This window comes from Methanobacterium aggregans, assembly GCF_017874455.1.
Taxonomy (GTDB): domain Archaea; phylum Methanobacteriota; class Methanobacteria; order Methanobacteriales; family Methanobacteriaceae; genus Methanobacterium_C; species Methanobacterium_C aggregans.
Genome location: NZ_JAGGLN010000010.1, coordinates 1 through 22,320 on the forward strand (window position 1 = coordinate 1; position 22,320 = coordinate 22,320).

Sequence of the window (22,320 nt, forward strand, 5' to 3'; positions counted from 1 at the left end):
ACTCCTCACCAAGGTTGGAGAACGCTCAGTTAAGGATGAGAAGTTCAACATCAGGGCAGGACGTGGACCTGTGCAGGACGTTGAAATAAGGAAGGGAGGAGCACCAATAGTTTTCGGTGACATACCTGGAGTTATAGCCTTCATAGGCTGCACCAACTATCCTGAAGGCGGTATTGAAGTTGCAAAGATGGCAGAGGAATTCCTTGAGAGGAACTACATAGTGGTTACCACAGGATGCGGAGCCATGTCCATAGGGGAGTACAGGGACGAAGAGGGAAAAACACTCTACGAGAAGTACAGCGGAGACTTCGATGCCAAGGGACTGGTTAACCTGGGCTCATGTGTTTCAAACTCCCATGTTTCAGGGGCTGTGATAAAGATAGCCAACATATTCGCCAAAAAACCACTGGAGGGCAACTTCGAGGAAATTGCAGACTACATCCTGAACCGTGTTGGAGCCTGTGGAGTTGCATGGGGTGCATACTCCCAGAAAGCAGCTGCAATAGCATCTGGTGTGAACAGGTGGGGAGTACCTGCAGTTGTAGGACCCCAGGGATCCAAGTACAGGCGCCTGTACCTCGGAAGGCCTGATAAAAAGGAAACATGGAAGGTCAACGACTTAAGGAGAAACAAGGTCATGGATGGTGAACCGGCACCAGAACACCTTCTCTACGCTGCAGAGAACAGGGGTGAAGCAACTGTCATGGTTGCAAAACTGTGCCTGAGGCCAACCGACACTCCAAAGGGCAGGCAGATGAAGTTAACCCATTACATAGACCTCAGTAAGAAGTACTTTGGAAAGATACCCGATGATCTGGACCTCTTCATCAGAACAGAGAAGGACGTTCCAATAACCTACAAGAAGGACGTCATGAAGATACTGGAAGAAAAGGGATGGGAAGCAAGGGAAATACCACTGGAACCTTCCTTAATGGATTTTAAAGAGTAACAAGGTGATTTTTATGAGCAACGAGAGAGTAATTCCATGGCAGCCAACTGTGATAGCAGGACCTAAACAGGCACTTCTTGTAACACCGGAAACAGCCAAGATGATGATTAAAAAATCCAAAAGACCATTACTGGTCCTGGGCCCCCTTGTAAAGGAAGAACCTCTTATAAGCTATGCTGCAGACATTGCAGAGAAATGGAAACTCCCAGTGGTTTCCACTGCAGATGCTTACAAGGCATTCAATGACAAGGGAGTTGAAACCAAATCCTACGGCATAGTTGAGATCACCAACCTCCTCCAGGACCCTGACTGGAAGGGAGTTAAGGGTGAGGGACAGCACGACCTTGTGGTGTTCATGGGATGCATTTATTACATAGCTTCACAGGGCCTTTCAACCCTGAAGCACTTCGCACCCCACATCAAAACCCTGACACTCTGCAAGTTCTTCCATTCAAATGCAGATGCCTCCTTCCCAAACATGGATGATGAGGAATGGTTCAATTACCTTGAGAAGATGAAAAAAGATTGAAAGAAATGACTTTTTCATGAAAATTTCAATTGTAAATTAGTTGTTGGAGAATGGATTTCAATGAAACCATGATCTGAGATGTAATTCAATGAAATCATGGGTAGAGAATTCTGGATATTAAAAAAATTCTGGATAAAAAAGAATCTGTAAAAATAGAAACAACCATGTCAATTCATGCAGGAATATAAAAAAAAATTCATGATGAACCTACATAACAAATTTTAAACATTATTCAAAGGATCGAGGGGAAGGTTGAAATAGGATCAAAAACCCTTTTAAATTCTTTAAAAGTTTTAAAAATTATAAAAAATCATGAAAACTTTTTAAAACAGTTTTAATCGTAGATTTTAACTTCCTTTAAATATACAATCATTACATAGAGAAATCTCAGTGAATGGTTGGGAAAGATCCCAGTGAAGGGGTTAAAAACCCGTGTTTCAGTGAGGTTTGTCATCAATCAATGAATTATAAGTTGAAAAGGTTAACTTAAAACAGTTCTTAGGAAAGGGTTAACCTAAAACAGTTCTGAATGGTTGATGAGAGTTTCTCTGAAATGGTTGAAAGTTCTCTGAAATGGTTGATGAAAGTACAAGGATCATATGTCGAGTTATAAGATTAGATTGGAGGAATTCAATGTTTGAGGATATACCTGTTGATGTCAGTCCCATGTATGAGGGAGAAAGAATAAGGGCAGCGAACATGTTCTGTGAACTTGCAGGCCCAAAATCCATTGGAGCAGAACTTGTCCAAGTGGCAGAGGATGTTGAAGATGGAAGTGTAGAGGTCGTAGGTCCAAATATTGATGAGATGACAGAGGGGGAGGTCTATCCCCTTGGAATTCTCGCAGAGATAAGGGGTGAAAAACTTGAAAAGGAACTTGAAGGTGTTATTGAACGTAAGATGCATGAACTCTGCAACTACGTTAACGGATTCATGCACCTGAACCAGCGGGACCAGATATGGTGCCGTGTGAGTAAGGAGGCCCGTGACAAGGGCTTCAAACTGGAACACCTTGGAGAGGCAATTTCAGCCCTTTACAGAGAGGAATTCCCAATAATAGAGGCAATATCCATAAAGATATTCACAGATAAGGCAGAAGTGGAATCCTTCATAGAAATGGCAAGAAACCAGTATGAGGAAAGGGATGCCAGGTCCAGAGAACTCTCAGATGAGGATGTGGATGTGTTCTACGGCTGTGTCATGTGCCAGTCCTTTGCACCAACCCATGTCTGTGTTGTAACACCGGACAGAACAGCACTCTGCGGAGCCATAAACTGGTTCGACTGCAGAGCCGCAGCTAAAATGGACCCTGATGGGCCAATATTTGAGATTGAAAAGGGAGAAGTGCTTGATGAAATTAAGGGTGAATATGCAAATGTTAACGCTGCTGTGGCCGACAGATCACAGGGAACATTTGACAGGGTTTACCTCCACAGTGTCTTCGGATATCCCCACACATCATGCGGATGCTTTGAGGCAGTTGCCTTCTACATACCTGAACTCGATGGAATAGGCATAGTTGACCGTGACTTCAAGGGAGAAACACCCCTGGGAATTCCATTCTCAGCAATGGCAGGACAGTGCTCAGGTGGAAAACAGGTTGAAGGATTTGCAGGGCTCAGCCTTGAGTACATGCGATCCCCCAAGTTCCTCCAGGCAGATGGTGGCTTTGAAAGGATTATCTGGCTTCCAAAGGAGATAAAAGACTCCCTCACAGACTTCATACCCGAAGATCTCATGGGGAAGATCCCAACTGAGGAGGATGCAAGCAGTATCAAGGAAATACGAAGATTCCTCAGGGAACATGAACACCCCATCATAGAAAGGCTTAAAGAAGCCAAGGAAGCAGAAGAAGAAGTTACTGAAGAAGTTCCAGCGGTTGAAGAGGCAGGATTTACCCCGGCTGAAATGGAGGGCACACCAGTTGCCTACGCACCTGAACTCACACTACCAGCTTCAGGGGGAGTTAAAATAATCCTCAAAAACGCCAAGGTCTACGCTGAAAAGGTGATTATCAAGAAGAAATAGTTTTAAGACGTTTTCAGGTCATGCCCCTGTATAGATTTACCCAAAACCAGGTGCACGGCTTCTGAAGCGTTATTTAAAAACCTTTTTTATGATGGAATAAATGTAAGATGAAGCTACTGAAAAATGGAATTTTAAAAAAAAAATTTACATCGGAGATGTGTGTTTTGATAATAGCAGTGAGTGGAAAGGGAGGAACTGGTAAAACCATGGTTTCATCCCTTCTTATAAAAGCCCTTTCAAAGACTGGAAAGGATATTCTGGCAATAGATGCTGATCCTGATTCCAACCTTCCAGAGGCACTTGGAGTGGAAGTTGAAAAGACAGTTGGAGATGTGAGGGAAGATCTCAAGAAGGACACAGCAGCAAGGAAGATTCCAGAGGGAGTGAACAAGTGGGACATCCTCGACTACAAGATCATGGAATCAGTTGTTGAAACACCCAAATTTGACCTTCTGGTCATGGGAAGGCCTGAGGGAAGCGGATGCTACTGTGCAGTTAACAACATGCTCAGGAAGATCATAGAAACACTCTCCAGTAACTACGACATAATAGTCATTGACACAGAGGCAGGACTGGAACACCTGAGCCGAAGAACAACCCAGAACGTTGACACAATGCTGGTTGTTACAGACACCTCCAAAAGGGGAATGCTAACAGCCCAGAGAATAGGTGAACTTTCAAGGGAACTGGACATAAGCTTCAGGGAAATGTTCCTCATCCTCAACCGTGTTAAACTAGATCGAGAAAATGAAGTCATGAAAAAAGTTGATGAACTTGGAATAAAACTCATAGGACGAATCTACGAGGATGAAGAAATATCAAAATACGATATTGAGGGAACACCCCTCATAGATCTTCCAGATGATTCTAGTCCTGTTGTCACAGTTTCAAATATAGTATCTCAAATTTTAGATTCAAATTAAGGATGTGGGTTATATGGATAAAATGACACAGCTTCTTAAACTACTTGAAAATACAGACTCCATAGAAATAAATGAGTTCAGAATGGATTTTGAAGAACTGGAACTCCAGATCATGCCTGCGGTTGGGAAAATGGTTCAGAGCGTGACTCAAAAACAGGCAGCCGTTGCAGAGAGTATGGGAATAACACTGCCCCCAGCAGAACCCTTCGCACCACCTGTACACGACTATCCAGGTGAAGTGGCAGAGGTGCAGCTTGGAATGGGAACAAGAAAACCAGTGTTCCTCGGGGGACAGAAGGCCCTTTACAGGTTTGAACATCCTCAGCCAAACCCTCCAGTTGTAACCTTTGATGTTTTCGACATACCCATGCCAGGACTTCCAAAACCAATAAGGGAACACTTCCAGGATGTTATGGAAAGCCCTGGAGAATGGGCTAAAAAGGCGGTTAAGGAATACGGGGCCAACATGGTCACAATGCACCTTATAGGAACCGGTCCAAAGGTCATGGACAAAACACCAAGGCAGGCAGCAGAAGCTGTGGAGGAGGTTCTTCAGGCAGTTAAGGTGCCCCTGGTGATAGGTGGATCAGGAGACCCTAAAAAGGACCCCATAGTTCTTGAAGCAGCAGCTGCAGCAGCAGAGGGGGAAAGATGCCTCCTTGCATCTGCAAACCTTGACCTTGACTACAAGAAGGTTGCAAAGGCAGCCCTTGACTACAACCATGCAGTTCTATCATGGGCAATAACAGACATAAACATGCAGAAAACCCTTAACAAGTACCTGATGAAGGAGGGACTGACCCAGACAGACATAGTCATGGACCCAACAACCTGTGCACTGGGTTACGGTATTGAGTTTTCAATAGATGTTATAACCAGAACCAGACTCGCAGCACTCAAGGGAGACACAGACCTTCAGATGCCAATGTCCTCAGGTACAACCAATGCATGGGGTTCACGTGAAGCATGGATGAAAAAGGATGAATGGGGACCAACAGCTTACCGTGGACCAATATGGGAGATAGTAACAGGTTTAACAATGATGCTCTGCGGTGTTGACATATTCATGATGCTCCACCCATCATCCGTTCAGATGTTGAAGGAGATAGGAAACACCTTCACAGAGGAGTACATGACAACAGATGTGCCTGACATTTCAGGATGGATAACAGAACTTGAATAGATTAAATAGGCTGAATAAAGGATTTATTGATGAATTGATATAAATTTAGTAAGGAGGTTTATGAATTGCAAGTTACTGCAATGGATATTTACAGACTACTTCCCAAGACCAACTGCGCAAAATGCGGTGAAGCATCATGCATGGCATTCGCCACAAAACTCTCTGAAAAAGAGACAGACCTGGAATTATGCACCCAGATGGCTGCAAACGAACTTGAAAAACTTGAAAATTTACTAGCTCCAGCTGTTAGGGAAATAACATTTGGTAAAGGAGCTAAAACCGTAACCCTTGGTGGGGATGAAGTTCTATACAGATACGAACTCACCTACTACAACCCAACACCAATAGTCATTGATGTTGCAGATAACATGGATGAAACTGCCTTTGACGCCAGGGTTAAAACAATAGAGGAAACTGAATTTGAAAGAACAGGTGAAGTTCTCACCTTAAATGCAATAGCACTGAGAAATGCATCTGAAGACAAGGAAACATTTGCAAAGGCAGCTGCAAAACTCAAAAACTCCAAGTTCCCATTGGTACTGTGCTCCCTAGACCCTGAGGCAATGAAAGCAGCCCTTGAAGAGGTTGGGGATGAAAGACCACTCATCTACGCAGCAACAGAGAACAACATCGAGGAAATGGCAGCCCTGGCAATTGAGTACAACTGTCCAGTAACCCTGTTTGTGCCCAACGAACTTGAGAAGATGAAGGAACTCTCAAGAACCCTCAGGGCAAAGGGAATCAAGGACATAGTTCTGGACCCTGGAACCTTCGTTGGGGAAGGTATAGGGGACACCCTTGACAACTTCGTCATGATCAGGAGACTGGCAATAACTGAGAAGGATGAAGACTTCAGATTCCCAATCATGGGAATTCCAGCTGTAACATGGCTCTTTGAGGAGGATGAAGTTGAGGGTGGAATCAAGGAGGCAACCATATCAGCAACCCTCATGAACAAGTATGCAGACATCATGATAATCCACGGAACAAACATATGGGAACTCATACCAGTTCTGACCCTGAGGCAGAGTGTTTACACAGATCCAAGGAAACCACAGGCAGTGGACCCTGGAGTCTACGCCTTCGGTGATGTGGATGAAAACTCACCAGTGCTCATGACAACCAACTTCGCATTAACCTACTACACAGTGGAGGGAGACCTGAAATCTGGAAAAGCCACATGCTACCTGCTGGTTCTTGACACTGAAGGAAGAGCTGTGGATGTTTCACTTGCAGGCGGACAGTTAAACGGTGGATCCGTTGCAGAGCTAATTAAGGATTCAGGAATAGAGGACAAGGTCAAAACAAGGAAGCTCATAATACCAGGACTTGCAGCTCCAGTGAGCGGTGAAATAGAGGATGAAAGCGGATGGGAAGTTCAGGTAGGTCCAAGGGATTCATCAGCAATTGCAGATCTGCTCCTGAAACTCAAGGGTGAAGCTTAAAAAGGTGATCATAGGGGATCCTAACCCTCAACATTTTTTTTATAATGAAACTGCATTAAATGAGGGTACTTCCCATGAAGCTGCAGTGAAGAACTATGATACCTCATGAGCTGCAGTGAAGATGAGCCCAATAACTCATGAAGCTGCAGTGAATAGCCTGATACATCATGAAACTTGAAAATGAGATCCTTTCCTGAAATGTTAAAAATAATCTTAATATCACTAAAGTGAAGCTGAGGATAAGGATAATAATCCCATTAAGCTTAAAAATAATCCCATGAAACTGTACTTAAAAATTAATTAATACCTAAGATTACACTTAAAAAAAAATGAAGTTGTATTTAATGAATTTAATAAAAAGGTGAAGCAATGAAGACTTTGATGGTTGTAGACCCACGAATGTGCACAGAATGCAAGGACTGTATCACAGCATGCCGTAAGGAACATGGAGTGGCCAGGGCAAAGAAAACAAGCACGGTACCAGTTTTCTGTCTGCACTGCCACCCTGATAAAGCCCCATGCAGACGTATATGTCCAACGAACGCAATAAAAGAAAAGGACGGTACACTGATCATTGATGAGGAGGCATGCATACTCTGCAAGCTCTGCATGGTAGCCTGTCCCGTCGGAATGGTTGTTGTGGATGATGAGAAAAAATCTGCACAAAAATGCACACTCTGCATGGAAACAGACAACATACTCCCTGCATGTGTTGAAGCCTGCAAGGACAACGTCCTGAAAATATTCTCAATCGAGGACCTTGAAGACCTTAAAAAGGACATTTCATATGCCGAGATCATTGAAGAAGCAATGAAAGCATATAATGACAGGATCAAGTAAATAAAAAGTTGGATACATGGATTTAAAAATGGTGGATACATGGATTGGGGGAATATTCCCTTTTTATCTTCATTCATCCAACCCCAATTTAAAACAACTTTTTTTTTTATCCTTCAAAAATTTTAATTTTTCAATGCAATGGTAACTCATTCAATGGTAACTCTTTTTTAAGTTTAAGAATGATCTTATCCCCCTTAATTTTAACTCCCTCATTTTTCAGGATTTCCCTCTTCATTTTAACCCCTCCACTGTAATTTCCAATACTTCCATCAGACTTCACAACCCTGTGGCAGGGTATTATGATGGGGAAGGGATTTTTACCGATTGCAGTACCAACAGCCCTGTAACCCTGAGTTTTGAGGGATTCTGAAATCTTCTTGTAGGTTGTAACCTCTCCATGGGGTATCTTTGAAACTTCCAGCAACACACTTCTTTCAAAGGAAGATTTAACAGGTGAAGGTTCAGATATTTGATCTTGGTTTTCAAATGTCTGATCTTGGTTTTCAAATGTCTGGTCTTCATGTTTTGACTCATCAAACTCAGAATCATCAAGACCAAGGTCCAGGCGGTTCAGATTGAATTCAACCTTCTCCCCATGGTAAGCATCTGAAACAGTTTTTGCAGTGTCCACGTATTTATCTGTGAGTTCAAAATTGGGATAATCCTTTGAAATTTCTGCAAGCACCTCCTCCTCAGTCTCTCCTGGAAGTGGGATCCTCACGATCTTACCCCTACCTGAAACCCCAACTGCAAAGTGAAGCCTGCCAGATCTGTATGTGGAAACTTCAATGGAATTTTCATGTCTTTTTACCATTTCAACCCCTTTCAATTCAATGTTTTTCTTTAGTGATATTAAAATTATTTTTAAAATTTAAAGAGTTTTAACTCTTCTTTTCTAGTTTTAAAATGGATTCAGTTGCATGAACAGGTTCTGCAGGGGAATTAATTTTTACTTTTCACCAGGGGTTGCATGAAGTCCTGCAACCCTTCACAGAATCCATCCATTATCTGCAAAAACCCCCTCTCCATTCAGGGGGATGGTGGGGTGCACCATCAATTGGATGTGCAGATCCTTAAAATTCTGAGGGCTTTTAAAGAAAAAGAGTAAAGTTTCATGTTTTATGTATCTGGAAGCTCTCGAGTATGAGGTCCATGTCCTCCTCAAGGAGGTCGAAGATTTCAGGTTCCCCTGCAAACCACAGGTAGTAGAGAACATCTTTCTTCTTGAATGCACAGATGAGTATACGGGTCATTGATAATCCGTGTGGATTTTCACCCATCAGGAGGTAAGCATCCATATCCCTGACTTTGAATGACAGCTTCGACAGTATCGCACTGTTCTGGATGAGAAAAACATTCCTCAGTATCTCTGCAAACTCGGTGGCTGTGATATCACCCATGTTCCTGTGTTTGTTAATGGAAAAGGTCACTGCACTGTTTGCACAGTTTCCCTTTATTATCTTCTTCTCATCGAAGTTTTCCATGACCTCCCAGCTAGCAGGGTAGTCAAATGAAATTTCACCGTTATCATAATGAACTATCCAGAATGCTTTTCCAGCAGATCTAATTCTTTCAAGAGCATCCTCTGCCCTGAGCCTTACGTAAATATTTTTATCCTCAATGGCCTTTATCAGGGGCTTTACAGCCCTTTCATCCCCTATCTTTCCCAGGGCTTCAGCAGCCTTACCCCTGATGTACTTGTTCCGATCCTTCTTCCTACTGCCATTCAGAGCATATACGAGGGGCATGACTGCTCTTTCATCTCCCAGGTTTCCCAGGGCTTCAGCTGCCCTTCCGCGTATGTGCCATTCCCCATTTTTGAAGACCTTTATAAGGGGCTCTACAGATGCTTCACCAATATTTACAAGGGCCACTATTGCCTTCCAGCTTACATCTGCATCGTTGTCATTGAGAACCTTCAGAAGGTGGGGTATGGCCCTTTCCTCTCCAATGTTTCCAAGTGCAATGGCAGCGTACTTCCTGACGTGCCAGTCATCATCATACAGCACCTCCACAAGGGCTTCAAAGGCTGTTTCATCAGACATGTTTCCAAGGGCGTGGGCTGCATGGCCACGAACAGTCCATTTATCATCTTTAAGAGCTTCTGTTAATGCATTTACTGCAGACACGTCCCCTATTTTTCCCAGTGCCCTTGCAGATTTCCAGCGCACATCCTCATCTTCATCCATGATCAGGGAATGTATGAGGGGTTGAACAGCTCTCACATCACCTATATTTCCCAGGGCCTCTGCTGAATTTTCCCTCACAGCAGTTAAAACAGGGTAATCATCCTGCCAACTTTCATATTTAAGGGCTTCAATCAGTCCTTCAACTGCACCTTCATCGCCTACACGTTTGAGTGCTATGGAAGCCTCCTTTCGAATGAGAGGATCCTCATCTTTAAGGGCATAAACTAAACCTTCAATATCTCCGGTTTCTTCCATATACTCAATATCTGGTTCATAATCATCATATGAGTTCATAATCCTGGCTCCCTTTCAGCTCCTTAAATATATGAAAAGCATATCAATAATATTAACTGTTTTATTTTTAATTAACTTTACTGATTTAAACCACTGGCCCATACTCATGAAGCACTCCCTTAAAATTTAAGTCATCACAGTTTAAAACCTGAAATTTCCATTCAAATACCTTTTCTAACTAAATACTTTTAAATAAATACTTTAAAGTGATTATAATCCTTTTTTTAAGGTTTCCATGGTCTTTTTAAGGTTACACTGTTGGAATTCAAAGAATTTCCTTCAAAACTTTTAAAAGATTCGGATGTTTTCCCATGAACTTCAGTGCTGCCAGCTTTGATATTGCCTCGAAATCCTGGGTTTCAAGAAACTCCACAATGATGTTGATGTCTTTATCTGTGAGTTTGTCCAGTATTCTCCTGTACTTCAGGGATGTTTCAAGATTACCCCCAATCTTTTCACTCCAAATGTCCTCATATTTTTTCAGAAACTTTGAAGATGAATCCCCGACTTCAACTGCTTCAGCTGCAACCTCTCCAGCCATCCTTCCACAGGCAGCTGCCAGGTGAATGCCACCACCGGTTATTGGGTCAACCTGTCCTGCTGCATCTCCAACAACCATCAAACCATCTGTAAATGTTTTTGAAACAACTCCTGAAAGTGGAACTCCTCCAACCTTCAGTTCAACTGGTGTTGCACTGAACTGTGACATGAATTTTTGAAGGTAGCTGTAGGCTGTTTTATTTGAACCCCTTATCCCAAGACCTACATTTGCACGGTGTTTGCCCTTTGGAAATATCCAAGCATAACCTCCAGGGGCTATTTCCTCTCCGAAATAAAACTTCAACCAGTTAGGTGGGGTGTTAAGACCAACAACTTCGTACTGGGCACATGAATAGATGTCTCCAGGCAGCTTGGTGGTGTTCAAACCTGCCATCTTTGCCACCCTGGATTCAACACCATCTGCAGCTATGACAAGATCAGCTTCGATCTCCACACTTTTCCCCATATGCTCTGCAACAACTCCACAGACCTTACCGTCACGTATAATCAGATCCTTAACTGTTGTTTTCATCATAATGTCTGTTCCGGATTTGGCTGATTCCACTGCAAGGTCTTTGTCGAAGATCTTCCTCTCAAGGATGTAACCTTTACTGTTTTCACCAGCAATCTGGAATTTTCTACCATCAGGGGCGTGCACATCGGCACCATCTATTTTGGATGCTACGAACCTTTTTGATGGTTTCATTTCAAGGGTTTCAAAGGTTGCAGGTGTTGTTCCCTCGGCACATTGAACAGGGGTTCCTATTTCCTGCCTTTTTTCTATCATGAGAACATCCGCACCTCCCCTGGATGCAAAGAGAGATGAAACAGAGCCAGCTATACGTCCTCCAACAACCACAACATCGTACTTCATTTTACTCATTTTAACGCCCCTCCAGTGTGATGATGGCTCCCAGTGGACAGACTTCAGAGCAGTTGCCACACTCTGCACACCCTCCATTCACAGCTATTCCATTCTCACCAAGTTCCAGGAGATTTGATGGGCAAACCACAACACAAGCACCACAAAGTCCACATTTTCTATGAATAAATTCCATTTAAACACCTTGATTAATTTTTGGTCATATTAATGGCCAAATCTTTTTAATCCCCATAATATTAACTCAAACTCTTCAACAGCTTCAGTTGAATGAGTTTAATGATCCTACATTTTATATATGGTTGTTTCCAAACATTATCTATAGCATCATTTAATTTAAATAATTTAATTTAAATAATTTGAAACAGATCCCTGCACTTCAACTCAGGTAGATTTTCCAAAAAGAGAGTTCAGGCGTTAATTTCAGGATTTAATCCCTGGCATCATGTTCTGATACCTATATTTTTTGATGTTAATGTCCCAAATGCATTTGAATCTTTCAAATTCATGGCTGGATAAAAATTCAATCAAACCGTTAACTTAATATATGATATTAACCAATTTCGATGTATGCGTCATATGCAGGGGTGCCCGAGCGGCCAAAGGGGGTGGACTTAAGATCCTCTGGCGTAGGCCTTCGTGGGTTCGAATCCCATCCCCTGCACTTGAATTATAATTGTTCATGATTTGATATCTAATTTTATAATTAATTAGATAGATTGTAATTGTGTTAAGTGAATTAATCCAAAATTATAAGCTGTATCAGTTCAAAATAATGATTTACATTGTGAAATCTCAAAGGCCTTAGTGGCTCAGCCGGTAGAGCGATACCTTGGTAAGGTATAGGTCGGGGGTTCGAATCCCCCCTAAGGCTTTTAATTATTCTAACTTTTAACTACTTTATTTCAAAGCTTCGATTTTTAATTTTCAGTTAACCCCACTACCTTTTAAGGGTGTTCAATTGGACTGTTTCCTTTTAATGCCAGTTCCTAAGGAAACTATGACATTTTTCAAGAAATAATTTATACCATGTTCAACCAATTGATTCAGATGCTGAATAATGACCAATCAAACTATTAATACCATTAAAACTTATTTAAAATATTGCTGATTAAATCTTAACTAAAACCTAATCAAACATGAATAATCTATGGTTGATTAAAAACAGGATTCTGAGCACATGGTCTGTTAAATCAGATGTTGAGCACAAGGTCTGTTTAAAGCAGATGCTTTGTTTGAAATAATATTCTAAGTACATGGTTGTTTAAAACAGGATTCTGAGCACATGCTTTGTTTGAAATAAGATTTTGAGCACATATTCAGAGTGAAAATTGAATTTCAGGTGGTATCATGCAGAAGAAGATAATCCAAATATCAGATATACATTTTGGTGAGAAAACATTCTCCCATGACCTTAAACATAACCTTTTAAAGCAGATAAATGACGAAAATCCTGATCTCATAGTTGTTTCAGGAGACCTTACAACTGAAGGATACGTACATGAATATGAAGATGCAGCAACCTTCGTTGATGAGCTGAGGGATGTTACTGAAGCCCATATAATTCCTGGAAACCATGATGCCCGGAACGTGGGGTTGATGCATTTTGAAAAACTCATAGGTGAAAGGAAATTCCTGCATCTGGATAAAAAGGGAGGATTTGCAATATTAGGCCTGGATTCTTCTGAGCCTGATATAAACGATGGTCAGATAGGCTTTGACCAGCTTGAATGGTTGAAAACTGAACTTGACAAGATACCAAGCGACATGTGCAAGATAGTCACCTTCCACCACCACCTGCTGCCAATCCCCCAAACAGGACGTGAAAGAAACATTCTACTGGACTCTGGTGACCTTTTAAGGGTTTTTGCAGACTACGGTGTTGATTTCATACTCAACGGCCACAAGCACGTTCCAAACGTGTGGATGATCGAGAAAATGGTGACCCTGAACTCTGGAACAGCAACAACCCGGAAGCTACGTGGTCAAACCTACCCCTCCTACAACGAACTTCTCATCAACGATGAGGGAATACATGTGAACCTCGTAAACACAGCCACAGGATATAAAAGGGAGCTTGCAGAGTACTCAGTTAAGGTTGAGGGTGATGAGTACATGATCTGTTCCTACACTCACAACTCATTCTACAGGCCTTAAATCATTTCATAATGCCTTAAAAATTTTATTCCCCCTATTTTTTCAGATTTTATTTTAAAACCATCTACTGCAGTTCGTTCTAAAGTTAGAATACCTTTAAAAGCTGATAACCTTAACTTAAGAATGAATTGGGTTTAGGGGATAATCAGGGTTTTAATAATTCCCATTTTTTAGGGAGTAATTCTGGTTCAGGGGAATTTTAATAGGTATTTAGCATGGGGTACAGACCCAAATATTTCTGTTCATTACATGAAACTAAGTCCCCTAAAAACCAAGTTAATATAGTATGGTTACCTAAAGAAAATACTTGAAATTCAAGAAAAAGAAGATCAACAAAAAAAATAAAAAAAGAACTATAAAGAGAAGAATTAGAAAAAGAACATCTTAAAAACTATTTTACCAAAAAATATACTTTTAAGATGATTAATTGATATTAAAAAGTATAAAATATGCTTTTTTTTGAAGTGATAATATGACAAAAACTTTGGATATAGTGATGGCAGGTGTTATATCTGGTCTGGTTGCATACACAACCACACAGCTGGGAATAGGAGGTACAATTATAGGTGCTGTTCTAGGTTCCATGCTCTACCAGTTAATGTCCCATCTATTTAAAGAACCTCTTGAAGGGGTTGAAACTCGATCCGTGGAGAAAAAAATCGTTTACATATTTCCATTAATCGTTATACTCCTGGTTGAATTGGTGTACATGCTTTCAACCATATCTGCAAGGGAGCAGCATATATTTTACATGCTTGAGAACTTGGCAGGAGGGAACCTGTTCAGGTCAATTGGATTCGGACTTTTAATAATGGGAATATACCCATTAATACAACCCAAAGACATAAAGAAGAAATACGGATATATTATAATTGCAGTGGCTTTGATAAAACTCTGGAACGGATTTTCCGATCTGAACACTCCAATAACAGATCTCTACTCCCTGCTCTACTCAGAAATGGGAATACTCATATCCCTAATGGTCATTCTGGCACTTTTATATGTTATACTGGCCATAACAAAGGAATCAATTGGAATAGTACATAAAACTGAAAAAGAAAAGGAAATAGGAAGGTATAATGAACAGCAAGGCAAACAGCACCCTTAAAGCGGTACTCGATGTGATACTTCATGAAAACCCTGCCACCCAGGATGAAATCGCTGAAAAACTTGGATTATCACGGAGGTACGTTACAAAACTACTCCAGCCAATGGTGAAACGTGGGGTTGTAAGAAGGGCCTACATACTGGATCTCAAGAAGTTCGATGAATTCTCAGAGATGTTCCAGGAGAAAAGTTCAAGGGAACATGCAGGCAGCTACCTCATAAAGGAGATGCTCAGTAACATGGCGGAACATGTCTCCAAACAGTTCGACATGTCCTTTGAATCCTTTGAGATCTACGACAAGGAACTTGCAAACAAGGCCCTTGAAATGGATTACATTTCAAACAACATGCACGAAAAGGTGCGTTCATCAGTTGACACGGTTATATCCATCAATCCCTACTCTGAGTTCAGCAAAACCATGGTGTTCAGTGAAGTGGCCTACGACCTTGAAAGAATAGCAGACCACACCTGTCACATTGCAAACTTCGTTGTAAATGGCTGCTACGAAGTTGAAGGTGAAATGGTGGACATATTAAGGGCAATGTTCAAAACTTCCAAGAAAATGCTGGAATATTCAATGAAAGCTTTCTTAAATGAAGAATTAGACCTTAAAGACAAGGTTATGGATTACGAGGAAAAAATACACGACCTTCAGAAGAAGGCCCTTAACAAGATGGCCATTCTAATGGCTGAGGATGACATAGTGGACAAGGACCGTTCAACCTATTATCTATCCTTATCCAAGGTTGTTAAAGCATTTGAAAGGATTGGGGATATTTCAGTTGAAATAGTGGATGCTTCAGGAGAATTTTACAGGAACATTCCACGTACAACAACACCAGAACATTTCAGAAGACTGGCCAGGTAAGACCATGGTGGCATGGATTAACCTTGCCCGTGAAAATTCTTGAAATATTTTCCCTTTTTTTGTGAAGATCCATTATTTTTTTCATGAAGATGTTGCTTAAAGTGAAATAAAAATCAGCTTTGAGGTATCATTCATTGGGATAAAAAAATAGGAGAATGGATAAAAATTTATTAAACTCCTTCATCAACCCTTTTTATCCTTCTCCATCATTTCCCTTATTTTCCTCTCTTCCCAGTCCTCACTCAGAATGCCCCTTTTCACGAACACACTGACTCCGTGCATTAAAAGTCCAATACCCCAGAATATGCTCACCCAGTAGAACCACCAGCTTCCAGGGGTTGTAACAATGTTTACAATTGCAAGAACTGTGTTGACTATGATGTAAGCTGTTAAGTGGTTGTAGAAGTCTCTCAGCTCCCCAACCCTTTGCTTTGCCCGTTCGTACCTTTCAGTTTCATCCATCATTTGAGATCACCTCAACAGTAAAAGGGATTTTAATTCTTACTATATAATTTGTATTCCAATTTTTAATAAAGTTGTTACATGGAGATCCTTGTTGAAGTACCAACTTTTTAGATGGGACCTTAAAAGAAAAATTAGGGATTTTGGACACCTTTTTAAATAAAAAATGCTTTTTAAGGAATTTTTTTAAGTTGATCCTAATATTAAACTGTAGTTTGAGTGAAGCCATATCAAAAATAGTTCATATTAACGTATCAAGTTCTGTGATCTTCCGGAAGGGTTCTTCACTGGACATTTCCTCATGGACATGGGCAAGTAAACCTGGTAACCTTCCTATTGCAAAGATCCCACATCCAAACCTCCAGTTAAATCCCAGATCAGAGAGTATTGCTGCATTTGCACCGTCTATATTCATTTTAATACCCTTCCAGCTTTCTAGGAGTTTCTCGAGTTCAACTGCAAGTTCAACATGTTTCCCACTGCAACCATACTCCTTGGCAAGTTTTAAGAGTTTTATTGCCCGGGGATCTTCTGAGTGGTAGCGGTGCCCGAATCCAGGTACTTTCTGTCCCTGGTTTTTGAGCTCTTCAACCATGAACCTGGCAGTTTCAGATGCAGATCTTCCGCAGCCCTCCCTTACTTTAACTCCTTCTTGAAGATTTTTCATGGCCTTCTCTATTGCACCGGCATGATTTTTTCCAAAGGCGAGTAACCCTCCTGCAAGACATGCATTGACAGGAGATCCTGCTGATGCCATGAGCCGTGCAGCCTGTGTACTTGGGGGTGTGATCCCGTGGTCGCAGAAGGACACGAGAACAGCTTCAAGCATCTTATTATGGTTATCAGATGGAATATCTCCCTTTATTAAGAGGTAAACCATCTCTGAGAAGGATATATTACCGATCAAATCTTCCTGCAGACAGTCCCTTGTTGTTAACCTGTTTGGTTCAACCTTGGTTATTGAGGTTCTCCAGTGTGCCTGCCTGGGTTTGAACATTTCCTCCAACACTTTTTCAGTTATCATGATGTTTTCTGTAGGTGGATAAATATTTAAATTTTTGCTTTTAGTCCACAGAATAGCACTAAATGTGATCTTTCATTGCTCGGCACTGAAAATAGCCTTCTAAGGCCCAGTTCAATTCACTTATTGTGTTATTTAATGCACAAAGAGTAATCTTTATAAGTGGTGAGATTAAGGGTAGAAATGAGGTCGGTAAAAATGGACTTGAAATATATCATTGGAATAGTAGTAGCGGTAATCATACTAGTCGGGGCTTACATGGCTTTAGGCGGAAGCGGAGAACAAAAAATAACGATAGCAGGTTCAACATCAGTTCAACCTGTGGCAGAAAAATTAGCAGCAGCATACATGAAGGAACACCCAAACGTTAAGATAAATGTTCAGGGCGGAGGTTCTGGTGTGGGTATAAAAAATGCTGCACAAGGTGTTGTAAATATAGGTACAAGTTCAAAGGAACTATCATCCAATGAATCAGCAGGATTAAAACAGTACACAATTGGAAAGGATGGTATAGTTGTTGCTGTTAACACAGAGAACAGTGTAAGTGGTCTGACAAAGGACGAGCTCAAATCAATCTTTTCAGGTAACACAACCAACTGGAATGAGGTTGGAGGTTCAAGTGCCACAATAAACGTCATAACCCGAGAAGATGGTTCAGGTACAAGGAAAGCCTTTGAAGAAATTGTTATGGGCAAGACCACCAAGATAAAATCCAGTGCAATAGTTCAGAGCTCAACAGAAGCAGTAAAACAAACAATCAAAGGAGATCCAAATGCAGTAGGTTTCATATCCCTTGCAAACCTTGATTCAAGTGTTAAAGCCCTGAAGGTTAATGGAGTTTCTCCATCAGAGGCAACAGTTGCAGATGGTTCTTACCAGCTTCAGAGACCCTTCATATTCCTAACCAAGGGCGAACCAACAGGCACAGTTAAAGAATTCATTGACTGGGTCATGGGACCTGAAGGTCAGGCAATAGTAAAGGCAGAGAAGGTTGTACCAGCAAGTTCCTAAAAAAAAGAGTGTTGAGTTGGTTTTAAACCCACTCAAAACCATTTATTTTATTTAAATAGGTGGAATATAGGATTTAGCAGGTTAAAAATTCAAGGATGATCTTTCGGGGTTCATCACCATATTTTTAAATACTCAAATGTAAGAGAGTATTTATAAGGTGATGATATGGACTCGAAATACATAATTCTTATAGTAGCTGTTCTAGTTATAGGCAGTGCTTATATGATGTTTACACCAAAAACTCATTATGAAACCCTACAAATTGCAGGTTCAACTTCTGTTCAGCCGGTTGCAGAGAAATTGGCACAGGCTTACATGAAGGAACATCCAAACGTTCGTATAAATGTTCAGGGTGGAGGTTCAGGCCTTGGAATAAGGACAACTGAACAGGGAATAGTGCAGATAGGGATGAGTTCTGAGGAACTTAAATCGGATGAAAAAGCTAAATTAAACAGTTACACCCTGGGTGAGGATGGTATAGTTGTGGCAGTGAACAACGCCAACAACGTGACCAGCCTGAAAAAAGAACAGGTCAGGGACGTATTCAGTGGAAAGATCACCAACTGGAAACAGTTGGGAGGTCCAGATGTACAGGTTCATGTCATCGTTAGAGAAGCAGGTTCAGGTACCATGAATGCATTTAACAACCTTGTAATGGGAACCACCAAAATAAGGAATGATGCCATTGTTCAAAGCTCAACAGAGGCAGTTAAACAGGCAGTTAAACAGGATCCTGGCGCAATTGGATTTGTATCCATGGCGCACATGAGCAGTGATGTTAAAGCACTGGAGATAAATGGTGTTTCACCATCTGATGAAACTGTTTCAAATGGTTCTTACGAACTTCAAAGGCCGTTCATTTTCCTTTTTAAAGGTCAGCCTACTGGAGTTGCTAAAGAATTCCTGGACTGGGTTAAGGGACCTGAAGGTCAGGCAATAATCAAAGAAGAGAAGGTAGTTCCTGTAAATGGAACCAGCTAACATTCAAGGTAATAATGGAATCATTAAACTCCCTCAAAATTCCAGATTTAACACATCTTTCGGTTTAAAGGTTTATTCAGTATAACCTACGGGTTTACTTCATAATTAGCATTACTTCATAATTAACATAAAATTCCAACTAAATTCAAAGAAAAAGTAAAAAAAAGTAGAGTTGAAGGTATTGAAGATTCACTTCCAAAAAAAAAATGATATTTTTCAATAATTTTCAATTCAATAATAATTTCAAGAAATAATAATTACCCAGAAATTGAATCTGGAAAATCTCAAACTCATAGTACATATAACAAATTAACAGGGTTGAAATATGAGGTGCCTAAATGAAGGATAAAATCGAAGAATTTCTAATAGAAAAGGGCCTTTTTATAACGGCAATTTCATCGGTTGTTATAACTCTGCTCATCATAATATTCATCTTCAGCGAAGGTTTACCCTCCATGGAGAGCTACGGATTCCTGAACTTCATATTCGGAAGCACATGGGATCCATCATCTGGCCAGTACGGAGTTTTGCCAATGATAGTGGGATCACTGGGCATAACAGCCCTTGCGCTCCTGATGTCAGTACCTCTGTCATTACTGTGTGCAGTGTTCATGGCTGAAGTTGCACCTCAAAGAATGAGGAAAATATTAAAGCCAGTTATAGAAACACTTGCAGGAATACCATCGGTTGTTTATGGATTCTTTGGACTGATAGTTCTTGTACCCTTCATGAGGACGAACTTTGGGGGTACAGGTTTCAGCATGCTCACAGCATCCATAATCCTAACTGTCATGATCCTGCCAACCATCATCAGTGTATCAGAGGATGCACTGAGATCAGTTCCTGGTGAGTACAAGGAAGCATCACTTGCACTGGGTGCAACCCACTGGCAGACCATAAAAAATGTACTGTTCCCTGCAGCAGTACCTGGAGTTATAACTGCAATAATCCTGGGTATGGGAAGGGCAATAGGTGAAACTTTGGCAGTTATAATGGTTGCAGGAAACGTTGCACAGTTCCCAAATTCAATCCTGGATCCTGTAAGGGCTTTAACTTCTAACATAGCCCTTGAGATGGGATATGCAACTGGAATCCATTACAGTGCACTCTTTGGAACAGCAGTTGTCCTGTTCATAATAATCATACTCCTTCTTGTGATTGCAAACTACTTCCACTACAAGAAGAGGATCACAGTTGGAGGCGGTTACCTGTGAACAATCAACCTAAAACATGTTTTAAACCTAAAAAATCATGTTCCACAAGTTACAATGGAGGTATGGTCCTTGAATAGAATAATATCTCCAAAAAATGCTCAGAAAATAATGGAAGCAGTTTTCTGGGCTTCAGGTATTTTAACCATTATAATAATGCTGGTTATAATAGGTTACATCCTTTTAAAGGGTCTTCCTGTGGTTAACCTGAACTTCATCATCAGTGACCCGATTGATTCAGGTGCAGCAGGAGGAATAGCACCTATGATAGTGTCCAGTATATATGTGACACTCATAGCAGTCCTAGTGGCAGCACCTATAGGTATTGGGGCCGCAGTTTACCTCACAGAGTACACAGAAGAAAACAACACTGTAAAACTCATAAGATTCGGTTCAGAAACACTGGCATCCATACCTTCAATAGTGTATGGTCTTTTTGGACTGTCTTTCTTCGTAATATTCCTTAAAATGGGATGGTCACTCCTTTCAGGAGGTCTTGTACTTGCGCTCATGGCTCTTCCAACCATATTCCAGGTTGCAGAGGTCACAATACGATCCGTACCAAGATCCTACAGTGAGGGAAGCCTTGCACTGGGTGCAACAAAATGGCAGACAGTTTACAGGGTTATTTTACCGGCTTCAGTTCCAGGAATAACCACGGGAGTTATTCTGGGAATGGCAAGGGCCATATCTGAGGCTGCAGCCATAATGTTTGCTGTTGGTTCAGCACTGGCAATGCCACTTTCCATATTTGACCCTGGAAGGCCTTTACCACTCCACCTTTACATACTAGCAACTGAGGGAATATCCCTGGATAATGCATATGGTACAGCAGCTGTACTTGTGCTCATAGTACTTGCAATAACGGTTTTAACCAACACACTCGTTGAAAGATATTCAAAAAGGATGATGGGGAGATAGAATGGATTACAGAATAGAAGTTGAAGATTTAAATGTTTACTTTGATGAATCACATATACTAAAGGATGTGAACCTTAAGATCCGGAAAAACAGGGTCACATCATTCATAGGACCTTCAGGTTGTGGTAAATCCACATTCATAAGAACCCTCAACAGGATGAACGACCTCATACCCACCTTCAAGAAGGAGGGAACAGTACTCCTTGATGGTGAGGACATATACAACCCCAAGGTGGATGTTGTTGAACTGCGTAAAAAAATTGGAATGGTGTTCCAGAAGGCCAATCCATTCCCTAAATCAATATTTGACAACGTTGCATATGGACTCAAAATCCATGGAGTCACAGACAAGGACTGGATAGAACAGAGGGTTGAAGAAAGTCTCAAGGAAGCAGCACTATGGAAAGAAGTTAAGGATAAACTTGATAAGTCTGCAATGGGACTTTCAGGTGGACAGCAGCAGCGTCTCTGTATTGCAAGAACCATAGCTGTTGAACCTGAGGTTATACTCATGGACGAGCCATGTTCTGCACTTGACCCCATATCAACCACCAAGATCGAGGACCTCATACACAAGCTCAAGAAGGATTTCACCATCATAATCGTGACCCACAACATGCAGCAGGCAACAAGGGTTTCCAAGTACACAGCATTCTTCCTCAATGGTGAAATAGTTGAAAGCGGACTTACAGAGAAGCTTTTCATAGAACCTGAGGACAAACGTACTGAAGATTACATAACCGGAAGATTTGGATGATTTAAGATAATTAGTTTAATTAA

Annotated in this window: 21 protein-coding genes, 2 tRNA genes and 1 pseudogene; 18 read left to right on the forward strand and 6 right to left on the reverse strand. The window is 41.2% G+C overall.

What is annotated here, in order from left to right:
• The 7 genes and pseudogenes from J2756_RS11055 to J2756_RS11085 form a co-directional block, all read left to right on the forward strand.
• A pseudogene (locus tag J2756_RS11055) lies at window positions 1-949 on the forward strand (CO dehydrogenase/acetyl-CoA synthase complex subunit alpha); the annotation flags it as partial.
• A gap of 13 nt (window positions 950-962) precedes the next feature.
• Complete coding sequence (gene cdhB, locus J2756_RS11060; protein ID WP_209585518.1) at window positions 963-1,478, forward strand: CO dehydrogenase/acetyl-CoA synthase complex subunit epsilon; 516 nt, start codon at window positions 963-965, stop codon at window positions 1,476-1,478.
• Between the two features lie 633 nt (window positions 1,479-2,111).
• Window positions 2,112-3,506, forward strand: coding sequence for a CO dehydrogenase/CO-methylating acetyl-CoA synthase complex subunit beta (gene cdhC / locus J2756_RS11065; RefSeq protein WP_209585519.1), 1,395 nt, complete (start codon window positions 2,112-2,114; stop codon window positions 3,504-3,506).
• A 164-nt stretch (window positions 3,507-3,670) separates the two neighbouring features.
• Complete coding sequence (locus J2756_RS11070) at window positions 3,671-4,429, forward strand: ATP-binding protein (RefSeq protein ID WP_209585520.1); 759 nt, start codon at window positions 3,671-3,673, stop codon at window positions 4,427-4,429.
• A 13-nt stretch (window positions 4,430-4,442) separates the two neighbouring features.
• A complete protein-coding gene (cdhD, locus tag J2756_RS11075) occupies window positions 4,443-5,612 on the forward strand; it encodes a CO dehydrogenase/acetyl-CoA synthase subunit delta (RefSeq protein WP_209585521.1) in 1,170 nt (389 codons plus the stop codon).
• 65 nt (window positions 5,613-5,677) lie between these two features.
• The gene (gene acsC, locus J2756_RS11080) at window positions 5,678-7,057 is read left to right on the forward strand and encodes an acetyl-CoA decarbonylase/synthase complex subunit gamma (RefSeq protein ID WP_209585522.1); all 1,380 of its coding nucleotides are present in this window, start codon (window positions 5,678-5,680) and stop codon (window positions 7,055-7,057) included.
• A 369-nt stretch (window positions 7,058-7,426) separates the two neighbouring features.
• A complete protein-coding gene (locus J2756_RS11085) occupies window positions 7,427-7,897 on the forward strand; it encodes a 4Fe-4S dicluster domain-containing protein (RefSeq protein WP_209585523.1) in 471 nt (156 codons plus the stop codon).
• A gap of 130 nt (window positions 7,898-8,027) precedes the next feature.
• Here J2756_RS11085 and J2756_RS11090 read toward each other — a convergent pair whose 3' ends face one another.
• Complete coding sequence (locus J2756_RS11090; RefSeq protein WP_209585524.1) at window positions 8,028-8,711, reverse strand: methylated-DNA--[protein]-cysteine S-methyltransferase; 684 nt, start codon at window positions 8,709-8,711, stop codon at window positions 8,028-8,030.
• A 156-nt stretch (window positions 8,712-8,867) separates the two neighbouring features.
• Between J2756_RS11090 and J2756_RS11095 the strand changes: the two genes are divergently transcribed.
• The gene (locus tag J2756_RS11095) at window positions 8,868-9,005 is read left to right on the forward strand and encodes a hypothetical protein (protein WP_209585525.1); all 138 of its coding nucleotides are present in this window, start codon (window positions 8,868-8,870) and stop codon (window positions 9,003-9,005) included.
• Window positions 9,006-9,009: 4 nt separating this feature from the next.
• On the opposite strand, the gene J2756_RS11100 is transcribed toward J2756_RS11095, so the two are convergent.
• From J2756_RS11100 to J2756_RS11110, 3 genes are all read right to left on the reverse strand, one after another.
• Complete coding sequence (locus J2756_RS11100; RefSeq protein ID WP_209585526.1) at window positions 9,010-10,380, reverse strand: HEAT repeat domain-containing protein; 1,371 nt, start codon at window positions 10,378-10,380, stop codon at window positions 9,010-9,012.
• Between the two features lie 265 nt (window positions 10,381-10,645).
• Window positions 10,646-11,803 carry an NAD(P)/FAD-dependent oxidoreductase gene (locus J2756_RS11105; protein ID WP_209585527.1) on the reverse strand — a complete coding sequence of 386 codons (1,158 nt, stop codon included), beginning with the start codon at window positions 11,801-11,803 and terminating at the stop codon, window positions 10,646-10,648.
• Window position 11,804: 1 nt separating this feature from the next.
• A complete protein-coding gene (locus tag J2756_RS11110; RefSeq protein ID WP_209585528.1) occupies window positions 11,805-11,978 on the reverse strand; it encodes a 4Fe-4S binding protein in 174 nt (57 codons plus the stop codon).
• Window positions 11,979-12,381: 403 nt separating this feature from the next.
• Here J2756_RS11110 and J2756_RS11115 point away from each other — a divergent pair.
• The 5 genes from J2756_RS11115 to J2756_RS11135 all read left to right on the forward strand — a co-directional run bounded on the left by J2756_RS11115 (window position 12,382) and on the right by J2756_RS11135 (window position 15,933).
• Window positions 12,382-12,464: transfer RNA gene (locus tag J2756_RS11115), tRNA-Leu, on the forward strand.
• Between the two features lie 137 nt (window positions 12,465-12,601).
• Window positions 12,602-12,674 (forward strand) — tRNA-Thr (locus tag J2756_RS11120).
• 476 nt (window positions 12,675-13,150) lie between these two features.
• Window positions 13,151-13,957 carry a metallophosphoesterase family protein gene (locus J2756_RS11125; protein ID WP_209585529.1) on the forward strand — a complete coding sequence of 269 codons (807 nt, stop codon included), beginning with the start codon at window positions 13,151-13,153 and terminating at the stop codon, window positions 13,955-13,957.
• A 472-nt stretch (window positions 13,958-14,429) separates the two neighbouring features.
• Window positions 14,430-15,065 carry a hypothetical protein gene (locus J2756_RS11130; RefSeq protein ID WP_209585530.1) on the forward strand — a complete coding sequence of 212 codons (636 nt, stop codon included), beginning with the start codon at window positions 14,430-14,432 and terminating at the stop codon, window positions 15,063-15,065.
• Window positions 15,037-15,933: a phosphate signaling complex PhoU family protein gene (locus tag J2756_RS11135; RefSeq protein WP_209585531.1), complete on the forward strand. Its 897-nt coding sequence runs from the start codon at window positions 15,037-15,039 to the stop codon at window positions 15,931-15,933. Before J2756_RS11130 ends, J2756_RS11135 begins: the two co-directional genes overlap by 29 nt.
• Before the next feature lie 183 nt (window positions 15,934-16,116).
• Here the strand turns inward: J2756_RS11135 and J2756_RS11140 are convergent, their stop codons facing one another.
• Together J2756_RS11140 and J2756_RS11145 are read right to left on the reverse strand one after the other, a co-directional pair.
• Window positions 16,117-16,398, reverse strand: a complete 282-nt coding sequence (locus J2756_RS11140; RefSeq protein ID WP_209585532.1) for a 2TM domain-containing protein — start codon at window positions 16,396-16,398, stop codon at window positions 16,117-16,119.
• Between the two features lie 238 nt (window positions 16,399-16,636).
• Window positions 16,637-17,419 (reverse strand): citryl-CoA lyase, encoded by a 783-nt coding sequence (locus J2756_RS11145; RefSeq protein WP_209585533.1) that lies wholly within the window; start codon window positions 17,417-17,419, stop codon window positions 16,637-16,639.
• A 195-nt stretch (window positions 17,420-17,614) separates the two neighbouring features.
• Between J2756_RS11145 and J2756_RS11150 the strand changes: the two genes are divergently transcribed.
• The 5 genes from J2756_RS11150 (at window position 17,615) to pstB (ending at window position 22,297) form a co-directional block, all read left to right on the forward strand.
• Window positions 17,615-18,427 (forward strand): phosphate ABC transporter substrate-binding protein, encoded by an 813-nt coding sequence (locus tag J2756_RS11150; RefSeq protein ID WP_209585561.1) that lies wholly within the window; start codon window positions 17,615-17,617, stop codon window positions 18,425-18,427.
• Between the two features lie 165 nt (window positions 18,428-18,592).
• The gene (locus J2756_RS11155) at window positions 18,593-19,408 is read left to right on the forward strand and encodes a phosphate ABC transporter substrate-binding protein (protein ID WP_209585534.1); all 816 of its coding nucleotides are present in this window, start codon (window positions 18,593-18,595) and stop codon (window positions 19,406-19,408) included.
• Window positions 19,409-19,746: 338 nt separating this feature from the next.
• Window positions 19,747-20,622 carry a phosphate ABC transporter permease subunit PstC gene (pstC, locus tag J2756_RS11160; protein WP_209585535.1) on the forward strand — a complete coding sequence of 292 codons (876 nt, stop codon included), beginning with the start codon at window positions 19,747-19,749 and terminating at the stop codon, window positions 20,620-20,622.
• A gap of 69 nt (window positions 20,623-20,691) precedes the next feature.
• A complete protein-coding gene (gene pstA / locus J2756_RS11165; RefSeq protein ID WP_394357549.1) occupies window positions 20,692-21,540 on the forward strand; it encodes a phosphate ABC transporter permease PstA in 849 nt (282 codons plus the stop codon).
• Between the two features lies 1 nt (window position 21,541).
• Window positions 21,542-22,297 carry a phosphate ABC transporter ATP-binding protein PstB gene (pstB, locus tag J2756_RS11170; protein WP_209585537.1) on the forward strand — a complete coding sequence of 252 codons (756 nt, stop codon included), beginning with the start codon at window positions 21,542-21,544 and terminating at the stop codon, window positions 22,295-22,297.
• Window positions 22,298-22,320 lie beyond the last annotated feature (23 nt).

What these genes read in the sequence shown, in the direction of transcription:
- J2756_RS11150 (WP_209585561.1), top strand. Translation starts at nt 17,615, where the DNA reads ATGGACTTGAAATATATCATTGGAATAGTAGTAGCGGTAATCATACTA.
- J2756_RS11140 (WP_209585532.1), bottom strand. Translation starts at nt 16,398, where the DNA reads ATGATGGATGAAACTGAAAGGTACGAACGGGCAAAGCAAAGGGTTGGG.
- J2756_RS11145 (WP_209585533.1), bottom strand. Translation starts at nt 17,419, where the DNA reads ATGATAACTGAAAAAGTGTTGGAGGAAATGTTCAAACCCAGGCAGGCA.
- pstC (WP_209585535.1), top strand. Translation starts at nt 19,747, where the DNA reads ATGAAGGATAAAATCGAAGAATTTCTAATAGAAAAGGGCCTTTTTATA.
- J2756_RS11110 (WP_209585528.1), bottom strand. Translation starts at nt 11,978, where the DNA reads ATGGAATTTATTCATAGAAAATGTGGACTTTGTGGTGCTTGTGTTGTG.
- J2756_RS11105 (WP_209585527.1), bottom strand. Translation starts at nt 11,803, where the DNA reads ATGAGTAAAATGAAGTACGATGTTGTGGTTGTTGGAGGACGTATAGCT.
- J2756_RS11095 (WP_209585525.1), top strand. Translation starts at nt 8,868, where the DNA reads ATGAAGTCCTGCAACCCTTCACAGAATCCATCCATTATCTGCAAAAAC.
- J2756_RS11125 (WP_209585529.1), top strand. Translation starts at nt 13,151, where the DNA reads ATGCAGAAGAAGATAATCCAAATATCAGATATACATTTTGGTGAGAAA.
- J2756_RS11130 (WP_209585530.1), top strand. Translation starts at nt 14,430, where the DNA reads ATGACAAAAACTTTGGATATAGTGATGGCAGGTGTTATATCTGGTCTG.
- cdhD (WP_209585521.1), top strand. Translation starts at nt 4,443, where the DNA reads ATGGATAAAATGACACAGCTTCTTAAACTACTTGAAAATACAGACTCC.
- cdhB (WP_209585518.1), top strand. Translation starts at nt 963, where the DNA reads ATGAGCAACGAGAGAGTAATTCCATGGCAGCCAACTGTGATAGCAGGA.
- J2756_RS11155 (WP_209585534.1), top strand. Translation starts at nt 18,593, where the DNA reads ATGGACTCGAAATACATAATTCTTATAGTAGCTGTTCTAGTTATAGGC.
- pstB (WP_209585537.1), top strand. Translation starts at nt 21,542, where the DNA reads ATGGATTACAGAATAGAAGTTGAAGATTTAAATGTTTACTTTGATGAA.
- J2756_RS11135 (WP_209585531.1), top strand. Translation starts at nt 15,037, where the DNA reads ATGAACAGCAAGGCAAACAGCACCCTTAAAGCGGTACTCGATGTGATA.
- cdhC (WP_209585519.1), top strand. Translation starts at nt 2,112, where the DNA reads ATGTTTGAGGATATACCTGTTGATGTCAGTCCCATGTATGAGGGAGAA.
- J2756_RS11090 (WP_209585524.1), bottom strand. Translation starts at nt 8,711, where the DNA reads ATGGTAAAAAGACATGAAAATTCCATTGAAGTTTCCACATACAGATCT.
- J2756_RS11085 (WP_209585523.1), top strand. Translation starts at nt 7,427, where the DNA reads ATGAAGACTTTGATGGTTGTAGACCCACGAATGTGCACAGAATGCAAG.
- J2756_RS11100 (WP_209585526.1), bottom strand. Translation starts at nt 10,380, where the DNA reads ATGAACTCATATGATGATTATGAACCAGATATTGAGTATATGGAAGAA.